Consider the following 10775-nt stretch of genomic DNA (forward strand, 5'->3'; position numbering starts at 1 on the left):
TCAACCGCCGTTCCGGGAGACACCGTCAGAGCCGGTCTCCTGATCGCTCCGCGGCTCGCTCCCGGAGCCGCCCTCGGGGTCGCTGCCCGTTCCGTCCGGTGAGGGATCGGAACCGGGCGAGTCGGTGACGCGGCTCGGGCCGCCGATGTCGGTACGGGAGAGGACGATGGCGCCGATCAGCGCGGCCAGCAGGAGCACGGACAGCGCCTCGAAGGGCAGCACCCACGACCGGAAGATGCTCGACCCCAGCGCGCCCGCCGCGCCGCCCCCGGGTTCCAGCGGCGTATAGGCGGTCGCGAAACCCTGGACGACCACGGTCACCAGGACCGCGGCCGTCGCGACCGCCACCAGCACGGCAGCCGCCCGGTTGCCCGAGTCGAGGTCGGCGCTACGGCCGATGGGCGCCCGGGTCAGCATGATGCCGAACAGCAGCAGCACGACGATCGCGCCGACATAGATCAGGACCTGGACCCAGGCGACGAACTCGGCGGTCAGGACCAGATAGCCCCCGGCAAGCGCACCGAAGCACACGACGAGCCAGAGAGCGGCGTGGACGAGTTGTCTGGTGGTCACCACCAGCAGGGCGGACCCGAGAGCGACGATTCCGAGCAGCAGGAACACGACTTCCTGCCCGGTCGGCGGCCACAGGTCCGGCACCTGCGATGTCACGATTCGCCTCCCTGATCGGGTGGCGCGTCCTTCTTCGGCAGTGACCCGGGCGGTCGGATCGAACGGACGTTCCGCAGAGCTCTGGGCGGCTCGCGACGGTCCGGTTGCTCCCGCTCGCCGGACGCCCCGGACCCGGACTCACCGGACGACCCGGACGCCCCGGTCCCGCCCTCGCCGGACGACCCGGGCTCGGCGGTCGGCGCTGTGGACTCGCTACCCGCTGGTCCCGAAGGCTCTGGGGGTCCCGAAGGCTCTGGGGGCTTCGCGCCCGCGCCCGGTCGTGGAGGCAGCGAGCCCGGAGGGCGGATCGCGCGGATCGCGGCCGGACTCCGTGGCGCCTCCCGACGTACGCGGGGGCCGCTGTCGGCTGCGCCGGCCCTGGCGGGGGCCTCCGCCGTCCCTGACGTGTCTTGGCCACCCGAGGCGTCGGCGGTGTCGGCTCCGCTCGCCGTGCCGGCCGTACGGGCGGCGGGACGGGCGGCGGGACCGCCGGAGCCGGCCGAACGGCCGGGTTCGCCGGGTCGATCCGCGCTTGGGCCGGTGGTCTCACCGGGTCGGTCCGCGCTTGGGCCGGTCGCCTCGCCGGGCCGCCCGGCACCCAGACGGGCGGTGTCACCGGGGCGAGCGGCGGGTCCCCGAGCCGGGCGGGACGCGGCGGCGGCCTCCTTGGGCGGCTCGGCGCCGATCTCGTGGGGCGGCGGAGGGGGCACGCTCTCGACCCACTCGCCCAATCGATCCTTTTCGTGCAGAAGGTCGCGAATGTCGTATTCGGCGTACTCGAACTCGGGCGCCCAGAACAGCGCGTCGAACGGACACACCTCGACACAGATGCCGCAGTACATGCAGAGCGAGAAGTCGATCGCGAACCGGTCGAGCACGTTCCGCGCGCGAGGGCGCCCACCCTCGGGAGCCGGAAGCGTCTCCTTGTGCGAATCGATATAGATGCACCAATCGGGACACTCGCGGGCACAGAGCATGCAGACCGTGCAGTTCTCCTCGACCAGGGCGATCACGCCCCGGCTGCGAGGAGGCAGGTCAGGCTGGACCTCGGGGTACTGCTGGGTCACCGATTTGCGCACCATGTGCTTGAACGTGACCGCCAGCCCCTTGGCCAGCCCTTCTCCTGGTATGCGCGCCACAATTCCCCATCATCGCGCACTACGGGCGACACGTGAATGCGCTGATGCGCCCCTCTGTGTTTTCCACAGTTTCCACAGGCTTCTCCACTGGTTGTCCACAAGTGGAGCGGTAGAAAGGGCTTATTCTGCCCCTATGCGGCCCCCACACCCCGGTCTTCCTCCACAGTCGCCCTACGGGCAGGCACCGCACGGTGAGGCATCCGCCGAACCGCCCACTGCCCCGCAGCGGTTGCCACGCGAACAGGCGCCCCAGCGCCCGACGCCGTACGGGCAGGGACCGGTCCCTCATGGCCACACACCATACGGCCAGCCGCTTCAGACACGACCACCACACGGCCAGGCACACCCCGGCCACCCCCCGCACGGCCAGGTACTCCCGGGCAACCCGCCGCCGGGCCAGGCTCCGCGGACGCAACCGCCGCTGGGACAGGCACCCGCCATGCCCTCCGCTCCTCCACGGCATCCGCATTACGTACAGGGGTCACCCGGGCCGGCGCCGTACCGCCAGGTGCCCGGCATGCCTCCCGCCGCCGTCCCACGTCCGCCCGGCGCACGGACGTTCCTCAGCGTCCTGTGGGCGCTGGTCCCGTTGGGGAGCGTCGGGGCTCTCACTCCGGCCGTCTTCCTGCACGCCGCGATCAAAATGCGGTCGACGCTCGCCTGGGCCGCCTTCGTGATCTACCTGGTCGGCACGGTGACGATGTTCACCACCGTCAGTTCGAACGACGCGCTGTTCAGCGCGGGCCTGATCCTCAACACCCTCGGCGGTACCGCCCACGCCTTCGCCGTCCGCCGCCGCGTGTTCCCCCGTCCCGATCCCGTGGCGTACGGGAACGATCAGGCGATCCAGTTCGCGCAGCACCGCCGCGACCTGCGCCAGGAGGCACGCGAGCTGGCCGAGCGCGACCCCGGGCTCGCCATGGAGCTGCGCATCGGGCGGCCCGACCTGCCCCGGCGCTATGACGACGGTGGCCTCGTGGACATGAACCACGCCCCCGGCGCGGTGATCGCCGGCCTCCCCGGGATGACGCCCGAACTGGTCGAGCAGATCCTCGAGGCCCGGCAGGCGGTCGGAACCTTCACCTCTGCCGTGGAAGTGTGCGTCACCGCGAACCTCCCGGCCGACCTGACCAGCCCGCTCACCGAGTACACCGTCTACCTCCCCTGACGGAGGGTTCCACGGGCCCCGCCTACCTTTGGCCGCGCCCTGCCTACACCTGAGGCGCCCCGCGCGGTTTCCCCGAAGGAGACGATTCTGGAGTTCACCGAGCACACCCTCACCCACCCCTACGAGGGGGTCATGGTGACGCCCGAGGGCGGTGGACCTGTCGGTGTCCTCGTCCTGGCGGGCTCCAGCGGACGCATCGCGACCGAACGGTCGCGGCTGCTGGCCCGGCATGGCGCCACGGCGCTGTCGATCCGCTGGTTCGGCGGTCCCGGACAGCCCGCGGGAATCTGCGAGATCCCACTGGAAACGTTCAGCACCGCGATCGACCTGCTCCTACAGACCGGTGTACGCCGGATCGGCATTGTGGGAACTTCCAAGGGCGCGGAAGCGGCGCTGCTCGTCGCCGGGATCGATCCCCGCGTCGACGCGGTGATCGCGATGTCACCCACCTCCGTCACCTGGGCGAACGTCGGGCCAGGAATCGACGGGCACACCCACCCGTACCGATCCTCATGGACGTGGCGGGGAGAGCCACTGCCCTTCGTCCCTTACGACGACGCCTGGGCTCCCGCCGAACCGCCGGAGTCTCCCGTGTCCTACCGCGCGCTCTACGAACGCAGCCGGGAAAGGTTCGCCCGATCAGCCCAGGCGGCGGCGATTCCCATCGAACGGACCTCCGCCGAACTCCTCCTCGTCGCGGGCGGGGACGACCGGATGTGGCCCTCGCTCCCCTTCGCCGAAGAGCTCGCCGCCCGCCGCTCGGCGGCCGGACGCCCAGCGCGCCTCGTCAGCGTCCCGGATGCCGGTCACGGCCCGCGTCTGCCGGGAGAATCACCCGCTCTCCCTTCGACGACCTATGCGTACGGAGGGTCGCCGACCTCGGACACCGCCCTGGGGACAGCCGCGTGGCCCCACATCCTCGAGGCCTTCCAGCTCAGCCCGTAGCTCACCGGCCACCGGGACGACTTCGCGAACCATGACGCGCGAACCCCGCCGTCAAATCCTGATCACCTCGAGGCCCGGCATGCCGTCGTAGTCCGCATCCCGAGTGACGACGGGAACTCCATGAGCGAGGGCCGTCGCCGCGATCCAACTGTCATTGACCGGGGCTTTTCTGCCCGTCGAACGAAGGCGTGAGACGAGCAACGCCCAGGCGTCGGAAACCGCTTCGTCGACAGGGATCGTCTCGAACCGCTGGGCGAGCTGATATGTCGACAGCCGACGCGAGGCGGCATCCGGGTCCCGCGCCTGCAGCACCCCGAACCGGAGTTCGCCCAGGGTTACGGCCGACACGCCCCATTCGAAGTCGACGAACCGTTCGACCTCGAATCGCGCTGATTCAAAGCCAATGAAAACCGATGTGTCGGCGAGGGCTCGCCTCACCACGAGAGGTCATCCGTCGTTTCGGGGAGAGCCTCCCGCAACTCCTCGGCCAGGCCGGTGGTGTCGGGACCGAGCCTGCCCAGCTCACCGACGATCTCTACCGCCGGAATCCATCGGCGCCGCCGGGAAAACGGGATGATCTTCGCCACCGGGCGGTTGTCCCTCAACACATCGATCTCTTCGCCGGCCTCGACACGCCGAAGCACCTCGGCAGTGTTGTTCCGGAGCTCCCGGGCAGGAATCGCTGCCATGAAGCAAGCGTAGAACTGCTACTACAGCTGTAGCAAGGATGTCAGGCGGCGATGACCTTGACGACGCCGGTGAGAGCGAGCTGGAGGAGCGCGAGCGGCACCAGGCCGACCCAGGCCAGCTTCTGGAGCTGGTCCTCACGCAGGCGCGGATAGCTCACCCGTACCCAGATCACCACGAACGCCAGGGCGAACACCTTGAGGAGCGTCCACACCGGGCCGGGAAGCAGCGGTCCGTGCCAGCCGCCGAGGAACAGCACGGTCGTCAACGCCGACAGCACCACGATCCCGGCGTACTCGGCGAGCATGAACAGGGCGAACCGGATCCCGGTGTACTCCGTCATCGGCCCCATGATGATCTCGGACTCGGCGATCGGCATGTCGAACGGGGGCCTGCGCAGCTCCGCCAGCCCGGCGACGAAGAACACCACCCCGCCGATGGCCTGCCAGGGCAGCCACCACCACTGCCACTGCTCCACAATGCCGTGCAGCGACAGAGTGCCCGCCGCCATCGCCACGCTCGACGCGGCCAGCACCAGCGGCAGCTCGTACGACATGAGCTGGGCCGCCGCCCGCATGCCGCCGAGGACGCTGTACTTGTTGGCGGACGCCCATCCGGCCATGATCGCACCGAGCACGCCGACGCCCATGACAGCGAGGACGAAGAACAGACCGGCGTCGAGGTCCACTCCGTACAGCCCGGGCCCCACCGGGATCACGATCATCACGACGAGGTACGGCACGAGCGCCACACCCGGGGCGATGGCGAAGATCCTGCGGTCGGCCGCCGCGGGGATGACGTCCTCCTTCTGGACGAACTTCACGCCATCGGCGATGAGCTGGGCCCAGCCGTGGAAACCCCCGGCGTACATGGGGCCGAGGCGCGACTGCATGTGCGCCATCGCCTTGTGCTCCATCTGCCCGACGATCAGCGGCAACGCGAGGAACACGACAACGATCACGACCAGCCGGACCGCGATGTCGAGCACCTCACTCACCACGTTCCTCCTGGTCGGGTGCGGGTCCCGTTCCCCAGCCGGACGGCACGCCCGGCGGGAGCATCTTGCGGCGGCTCGGCGACCCGTGACCGGACTCGCCCGGCTCCTTGGCCCCGGGCCACGCCTTGGCGACCCTTGCCGCCAGGACGAAGTCCTTGCGCAGCGGATGGCCCTCGAACCCGTCGGGAAGCAGGAGCGGCCGCAGGTCGGGGTGGCCGTCGAAGACGACGCCGAACATCTCGAACGTCTCCCGCTCGTGCCAGTTCGCCCCGCGGAAGACGCCGGTGGCCGTGGGCAGCCGCGGGTCCTCCTTGGGCACCCGGGTGCGCAGGAGCAGGTGTGCCATCGCGACCGGGTCGAAGACGTGCGCGACGACGGCGAAGCCGTCGGGTGGCTCGTCCACGCCGGTCAGCCAGTCGAAGAACTCGAAGCCCTCGGCCCTGGCGAAGTCCAGTAGCTCGATCCAGTCCTCCGGCGCCACGTCCACCACGGGCTCACCGAAGGAGTCGGAGAGCCGGGCGCGCGAGCCGTACCTGGACCGGATCGCGGCCGAGATCCCGGTGCCGGCGTCAGGGGAGGCGGTCACGCGCCACCGCCCTGGTAGCGGTCGCCGAGCGACTCGGCGGCGATCTTCTCCTGGAGCTTCATGATGCCGTGGAGCAGCGCCTCGGGCCGGGGCGGGCAGCCGGGGACGTAGACGTCGACCGGGATGATCTGGTCCACACCCTTGGTGACGCAGTAGGAGTCCCAGTACGGCCCCCCGCAGTTGGAGCAGGCGCCGAACGAGATGACGTACTTGGGATCGGGCATCTGCTCGTAGAGCCGTTTCACGGCCGGGGCCATCTTGTCGGTGACGGTGCCCGAGACGATCATCAGATCGGCCTGGCGGGGCCCGTTGGCGAACGGGATGACCCCGAACCGGATGAAGTCGTGCCTGCTCATCGATGTCGCGATGAACTCGATCGCGCAGCAGGCCAGCCCGAAGTTGAACACCCACAGGGAGTACCGCCGGCCCCAGTTGAGCACGAACTTCATCGGCTTGGGAGCCAGCCTGGACACCGGGCCGACCGTCGGCATCGGAAGGTTCACCGCCATGAGAGCCATTCTCCCCCTGTCCTGGCCGCCGGTACAGCGCCGGACAAACCCACACCGCCGTAAAGCCGTGCCCCATGAAGCTCCGCCGTGCCTCCGCGCCGCCGTGGCGCGCCCACCGTGAAGCCGCCCCAGGGGGTGGTGGTGCTCACTGGTAGAGCGCCGCCCGTGCCTGGTCGGTGATCTCGCGCGCGATCCGGTCGCCCGCCGTGTCCAGTTCGCCCTGGATCCGCTCCATCTCTCCCTCCGTCACGGTGACCTCCGCCGCTCCGTACGGCAGGGCCACGGCGAACGCCATGCGCAGATGAGTCGGGGGGTGGAAGGCGTCGACCCGAACCGCTTCGAGCGGGGCCAGCCGACGCAGCCGCTCCTCCTCAAGTTCGGGGAACCCGTCCATATACTCCCGGAGCCCCTCCCACAGGTCTCCGGTGCGATGGGCCGAGGACACCACGTGCCTGCCGGCGGCGGAGAACCTGGTGATGCACTTGTCCATCAAGCCGGCTGCGGCGACCGGAGAGGCGACCTGGGCCGCCCTCTCGTCGGCGGCGTATTCGGCGAGTTGCGATGACCGATACGTCATCAACTCCAACAGCATGATCGTGCCGGTGACCGGCACACGGATCAGCCACATCACGACGTTGAGCAAGAACGTCGCGGCGATCTCGATCAGTCCCCCGTCGAGCACGATGGGGGCCAGCACCTGGCGCAATTCGTAAAGCGTGTTAAGCGCGCTGCCGACATAGAGACCGTGACGGGAGTCACCGTTGGTAGAGTGCGCCAATTCGTGGCCCAGCAGGGCGACACGCTCCGCCCGGTCCAGGATCAGCCACAGCGGCAGCCCAATCGTCAGCATGTGCCTGCGGCGGAGCCCGACGGTCGCGAAGCAGGCGTTGAGGTCGCCGTCCACGACGACGATGTCCACGGGCGGCGCCCCGATCTCGCCGGCCACGCGGTCGAGCAGGTCATACAGGGTCGGCGCCTCCTGCCGGGTGAGCGTCAGGGCGTCCTTGCGCACGCGCCCCAGGCGTGGACGCACCAGATAGGCGAACGCCAGAACCGCGATTCCGAGGGCGATCCCGAAAGGGCTCGGCCACGTCGACGCCAGGAGCCAGACCCCGGCCAGCGTCAAGGACACCGCGAACAGGTGGACGATAGTGGCGAGAGCGTACGAGGCGATCCTGGCCGGATCACGGGACGGCAGGCCGGGCCCGGAGTCGAGCACCCTCCGATGCAGGTCGGCGACGTACCGGCGAGCCAGGCGGCTGCGGAAACGATCCAGCATGCCCTGCGGGCGCTGCCGCTCTCCGTTGTCCGGGCGGATGTTCCATTCGCAATCCCGGCACCAGACGACGAACCGAGGGTCGGCGCTGATCGACGCCGAACATTGCGGGCATTCCTGAACGATCGCTGAAGGCGTCATGGACCGAGAAGCGTGGCACAGTGACGACGATCACGTCCAGATCGAACCCAGGCGAATCGGGCCGGCTCCGCGTCAGCTCCAGGGCCGGGTCTGCGTCACGTCCAGGTCAGTACGCGCTTGCGCCAGGCGTACAGGATCCCGATGGCGATGAAGACCAGGAAGACGAACATCTCGACCAGCGTGGTGACGCCGAAACCGGGAGCGGAGAAGACCGTCGCCCACGGGAAGAGGAACACCGCGTCCACCGCGAAGACGACATAGAGGTACGTGAAGACGTAGTAGCGGACCTGGGACTGGGCCCAGCCCTCGCCGACCGGATCGACGCCGCACTCGTAGGTCAGCAGTTTCTCCGGGGTGGGCCGGTGCGGACGCAGCAGCCGGTTGACGAGCAGACCTCCGGCGACGATGGCCAGGCCGAGTCCGAAGAGCACCACGACAACTAGATAAGAGCTGAAATATCCGTTCATGCCCGCCTCCGAGCCCGTACGGCCTTCGCCACGATCATAACCGTGTCACCCCTTAGTCACCGTTCGCAGCCAAAAGATGCGCGGTGATCACACAAAGGGGGGGTAAAACCGGCATATCCACTCATACCCTCCACTCATGCCCCCACTCGGTTTCGTCGGCGTCATCACCTTGCTGATCATCGCCGTGACCAGCTGCGGCCTGCCCCTGCTCGGCGGCGGGCGGGACAAGGACATCGACGTCGCGTCCGAACCGACGGTGCTCACCTTCGCCGACCCGGCCAAGATTGCGGGACTCTCGGTGGCGACGATCTCCAGTGGCACGGCCAAGCCGCACGTGCACGTCAGCTATCCCACGCTCTCGGACGCGCCCGCGCTCAACAAGCGCCTCAAGGAAGAGCTGTCGGCCAAGGCGCGGCGGTTCTCCGAGAAGACCGCCAACCGGGAGGGGTTGCGCACCCCCGAATACAACGTGGACTGGGAGCTCACCGCCGCGTCCCGCGACGCCGTCGGGGTCAGGCTGAGGGAGAGCCGGTTCACCGGCCGCACCTGGGTCGACTCCTACCGCACGCTCTGGTACGACCGGCGGGGTGAGAAGGTGGTGGACTCCACCAGCTTGATCTCGAACATCAAGGAGCTCTCGACGCTGGTGCGCAAGCACCTGCCGAGCACCGCCCCGGTCCACGCCGAAAGCGTCGTCGTGGATCCCGATCTCTTCGACTCCCTCAACTTCAACACGCGGGGCGACCTGGTCGTGGAGTTCGACGGCCAGGAGTCCAGCCCGGGATCGACCGGCAGGGTGGCCGTGGCCATCCCGCGCAAGGAGGCCGACCGGCTGCTGACGACCTTCGGGCGCCAGGTCCGCACGGCGGTGGCCGAGACGACCACGCGGCCCTTGTCCGCGACCCTGGACCACAACCCGACCGCCGTCAGCGGGCTGAACGGCACGGTCGACTGCGCCGTGGCCCACTGCGTCGCCTTGGCGTTCCAGGGCGGGCCGGGGCCGTACACCGAGCGGCTGCTGTCGGCGCTGTCCACGCACGGCGCGCGGGCGACGTTCTTCATGGTCGGCTCGAACGCGGCGGCGATGCCCGGCCTCCTGCACCGGATGCGCGAGCAGGGGGATCTCGTCGCCAACCAGACGTGGACCCATCGGGACCTCACCCTGCTCTCGACCACTGTGATCTACGACCAGATCCGGCGCGCCCAGCACGCGATCGGCACGGGGAGCGGCCAGACCCCGGCCCTCCTCCTCCCGCCGTACGGTGCGACGGATGCCAGGGTGGCCGACGTCGCGCGCGAGCTGGGGCTCGCGATCGTGCAGGGGAACGTCGACGCGGGCGACGCGGCGGGAACGACCCCGGAGGCGGTCGTGAAGCGGGTCCTCGGCGACGCCCGGCGGGGGTCGATCATCCTGATGCGCGACATGGACCAGGTCACCGCCGACGCGCTCCCCCAGGTGCTCGACAAGCTCCGCGAGCGCGGGTTCGTCTTCGTGACCGTGCCCGAGCTGTACGGCTCCGGCCGCATGATGCCGGGCCTGACCTATTCCGCCCCCATCGTGCCCACCGGCGTCGCGCCTACCGGCGGGTTGCGGAGCCACCAGGTACCGTGAAACGCGCGGGGACATATAGTTGGACCTCGTGACCCGCAACATCCTCTTCGCCCGCTTGCACGTTGATCTGTGCCGGCTCGCGGCGGGGCTGTGTCGCACGAAGCGTCACCCTCGATCGTGACCATGCCGTCGATCCGGCGGCCATGGAATCCCCGAACGATCCGCGTACCGGCGGGCGCCCCTCTGAACGGGCGCCGCCCGCCGGTCGATGCGACGCACGTCACACCTTGGCGGTGAGCGGTTCACGCGACAATCGAACGCGTGCGCCTGGTGACTCCGCCGCTCCCTGAAGAGAGCGGCTTCTCGCTTTCCTCGGTTGAGGCGGGCGACGGCCAAGTCCTGACCGTTTCGAACAACCGAACCCTGACCGGGAAGCGATTCCCCTGCCGGGTGAACCGGCAGTCTCGTCGCTAGAGATGATGGATCTAGCATGGATAGAACAACGTGCCACGAGCTAAGACGCCTTGGCGCGTCGAGGAGGACTGAGCAGCTGTGACCAAGCAGGTTCAGCAACTCGATCGCGTGATCATCCGGTTCGCCGGCGACTCCGGCGACGGAATGCAGCTGACCGGCGACCGT

12 protein-coding genes are annotated in these 10775 nt (G+C 69.2%); 3 read left to right on the forward strand and 9 right to left on the reverse strand.

Annotation, left to right across the window (positions count from 1 at the left end):
* Together IMZ11_RS33705 and IMZ11_RS33710 are read right to left on the reverse strand one after the other, a co-directional pair.
* Complete coding sequence (locus tag IMZ11_RS33705) at nt 1-669, reverse strand: NADH-quinone oxidoreductase subunit J (RefSeq protein WP_228646445.1); 669 nt, start codon at nt 667-669, stop codon at nt 1-3.
* Nucleotides 666-1808, reverse strand: a complete 1143-nt coding sequence (locus tag IMZ11_RS33710; protein ID WP_228646446.1) for a 4Fe-4S binding protein — start codon at nt 1806-1808, stop codon at nt 666-668. Before IMZ11_RS33710 ends, IMZ11_RS33705 begins: the two co-directional genes overlap by 4 nt.
* A gap of 517 nt (nt 1809-2325) precedes the next feature.
* On the opposite strand from IMZ11_RS33710, the gene IMZ11_RS33715 reads away from it, so the two are divergent.
* Nucleotides 2326-2976 carry a helix-hairpin-helix domain-containing protein gene (locus tag IMZ11_RS33715; RefSeq protein ID WP_228646447.1) on the forward strand — a complete coding sequence of 217 codons (651 nt, stop codon included), beginning with the start codon at nt 2326-2328 and terminating at the stop codon, nt 2974-2976.
* A gap of 132 nt (nt 2977-3108) precedes the next feature.
* Nucleotides 3109-3921, forward strand: coding sequence for an acyl-CoA thioester hydrolase/BAAT C-terminal domain-containing protein (locus tag IMZ11_RS33720; protein WP_228646448.1), 813 nt, complete (start codon nt 3109-3111; stop codon nt 3919-3921).
* Between the two features lie 51 nt (nt 3922-3972).
* On the opposite strand, the gene IMZ11_RS33725 is transcribed toward IMZ11_RS33720, so the two are convergent.
* The 7 genes from IMZ11_RS33725 to IMZ11_RS33755 all read right to left on the reverse strand — a co-directional run bounded on the left by IMZ11_RS33725 (nt 3973) and on the right by IMZ11_RS33755 (nt 8584).
* Nucleotides 3973-4362 (reverse strand): type II toxin-antitoxin system VapC family toxin, encoded by a 390-nt coding sequence (locus tag IMZ11_RS33725; protein ID WP_228646449.1) that lies wholly within the window; start codon nt 4360-4362, stop codon nt 3973-3975.
* Entirely contained in the window at nt 4356-4610 is a 255-nt protein-coding gene (locus tag IMZ11_RS33730; protein ID WP_228646450.1) for a type II toxin-antitoxin system Phd/YefM family antitoxin, read from the reverse strand. Before IMZ11_RS33730 ends, IMZ11_RS33725 begins: the two co-directional genes overlap by 7 nt.
* A gap of 41 nt (nt 4611-4651) precedes the next feature.
* Entirely contained in the window at nt 4652-5605 is a 954-nt protein-coding gene (gene nuoH, locus IMZ11_RS33735; RefSeq protein WP_228646451.1) for an NADH-quinone oxidoreductase subunit NuoH, read from the reverse strand.
* Nucleotides 5598-6191, reverse strand: coding sequence for an NADH-quinone oxidoreductase subunit C (locus IMZ11_RS33740; RefSeq protein WP_228646452.1), 594 nt, complete (start codon nt 6189-6191; stop codon nt 5598-5600). The genes nuoH and IMZ11_RS33740 overlap by 8 nt, the downstream gene beginning before the upstream one ends.
* A complete protein-coding gene (locus IMZ11_RS33745; RefSeq protein WP_285706127.1) occupies nt 6188-6682 on the reverse strand; it encodes an NADH-quinone oxidoreductase subunit B in 495 nt (164 codons plus the stop codon). The genes IMZ11_RS33740 and IMZ11_RS33745 overlap by 4 nt, the downstream gene beginning before the upstream one ends.
* A gap of 163 nt (nt 6683-6845) precedes the next feature.
* Nucleotides 6846-8117: a M48 family metallopeptidase gene (locus IMZ11_RS33750; protein WP_228646453.1), complete on the reverse strand. Its 1272-nt coding sequence runs from the start codon at nt 8115-8117 to the stop codon at nt 6846-6848.
* A gap of 95 nt (nt 8118-8212) precedes the next feature.
* Nucleotides 8213-8584 (reverse strand): NADH-quinone oxidoreductase subunit A, encoded by a 372-nt coding sequence (locus tag IMZ11_RS33755; protein ID WP_061253781.1) that lies wholly within the window; start codon nt 8582-8584, stop codon nt 8213-8215.
* 136 nt (nt 8585-8720) lie between these two features.
* Between IMZ11_RS33755 and IMZ11_RS33760 the strand changes: the two genes are divergently transcribed.
* On the forward strand, nt 8721-10196 hold the full coding sequence (locus IMZ11_RS33760; RefSeq protein ID WP_228646454.1) for a polysaccharide deacetylase family protein: 1476 nt from the start codon (nt 8721-8723) through the stop codon (nt 10194-10196).
* Nucleotides 10197-10775 lie beyond the last annotated feature (579 nt).

Source organism: Microtetraspora sp. AC03309, assembly GCF_020826795.1.
Taxonomy (GTDB): domain Bacteria; phylum Actinomycetota; class Actinomycetes; order Streptosporangiales; family Streptosporangiaceae; genus Microtetraspora; species Microtetraspora glauca.

What these genes read in the sequence shown, in the direction of transcription:
- IMZ11_RS33720 (WP_228646448.1), top strand. Translation starts at nt 3,109, where the DNA reads ATGGTGACGCCCGAGGGCGGTGGACCTGTCGGTGTCCTCGTCCTGGCG.
- IMZ11_RS33755 (WP_061253781.1), bottom strand. Translation starts at nt 8,584, where the DNA reads ATGAACGGATATTTCAGCTCTTATCTAGTTGTCGTGGTGCTCTTCGGA.
- IMZ11_RS33745 (WP_285706127.1), bottom strand. Translation starts at nt 6,682, where the DNA reads ATGCCGACGGTCGGCCCGGTGTCCAGGCTGGCTCCCAAGCCGATGAAG.
- IMZ11_RS33715 (WP_228646447.1), top strand. Translation starts at nt 2,326, where the DNA reads ATGCCTCCCGCCGCCGTCCCACGTCCGCCCGGCGCACGGACGTTCCTC.
- IMZ11_RS33730 (WP_228646450.1), bottom strand. Translation starts at nt 4,610, where the DNA reads ATGGCAGCGATTCCTGCCCGGGAGCTCCGGAACAACACTGCCGAGGTG.
- IMZ11_RS33760 (WP_228646454.1), top strand. Translation starts at nt 8,721, where the DNA reads ATGCCCCCACTCGGTTTCGTCGGCGTCATCACCTTGCTGATCATCGCC.
- IMZ11_RS33750 (WP_228646453.1), bottom strand. Translation starts at nt 8,117, where the DNA reads ATGACGCCTTCAGCGATCGTTCAGGAATGCCCGCAATGTTCGGCGTCG.